1 protein-coding gene is annotated in these 774 nt (G+C 74.0%); it reads right to left on the bottom strand.

Translation table 11 applies throughout. From position 1 onward, the window contains the following. The coding region (locus FV222_RS28025) for a DUF3108 domain-containing protein (protein WP_147816403.1) at positions 1-774 on the bottom strand (774 nt) is incomplete at both ends.

Here is a 774-nt window from a genome sequence, read left to right as displayed (position 1 = left end):
TGCCGGTGGTGGCCGGCGCCTCGGCGGTGGCGGCGCCGCGCACCCAGCGGGTCGCCTCGATGATGTTGGTGCCGACCGTGGTCCGCACCGAGATCCGGATCGGCACCAGCATCCGCGTTCCCTCGACGGGCGCGAGCCAGACCGACATGTCGCGGTTCTCCTCCATGAAGCGCACCCCCGGCCGGTCGGGCCGGTGGCCGGCCACCGCCTGGTAGCGGGCGTTGCAGACCAGCACGGGGCCGGAGTAGCCCGGCTTCTCCACCGCCCGGGTCTCGCCGTAGCTCAGCACCACGTTGAAGCGGGTCGCACCGTCGAAGACCGGCAGCGTGCGGCTGCAGTTGTCGGGGTTGGTCAGCTCGCCCGAGGCCTGGGCCGGCATCAGCAGGGCGCTGGCCGGGTCCATGATCCCGCGCTTGTTGGCGGCGGTCACCGGCACGCGGTCGTCCACGTCGACGAGCGGCGGCGTCACCTCGGACTGGGTGACGTTGCCGTGGGCGAGCGCCATGCGCACGGCGATGCCGGAGTTGGCCGTGCGCGTCGCGATCGAGAAGGTGTTGGGCTGCGGCGCGGCGGCGATGATCCCGGCCGAGCGGGCCGAGCCCTGGCCGCCGGTGATCGCGCCGACGAGGCCGGTCAGCGTCGCCGAGACGTCGACGCGGTACTTCGCGCTCTCGAAGGTGCCGGCCAGCCGCGCGGTGCCGATCGGCAGGCCGGCGAGCGCGATGCCGTAATCGACGGCGATGCTGGCCGGCGCGGCCTTGCGCTCGCGCGCCT

The sequence above is a fragment of the Methylobacterium sp. WL103 genome (genome assembly GCF_008039885.1).
In the GTDB taxonomy this organism is placed as follows: Bacteria; Pseudomonadota; Alphaproteobacteria; order Rhizobiales; family Beijerinckiaceae; genus Methylobacterium; species Methylobacterium cerastii.
This window is presented reverse-complemented; position numbering and strand designations above follow the sequence as displayed.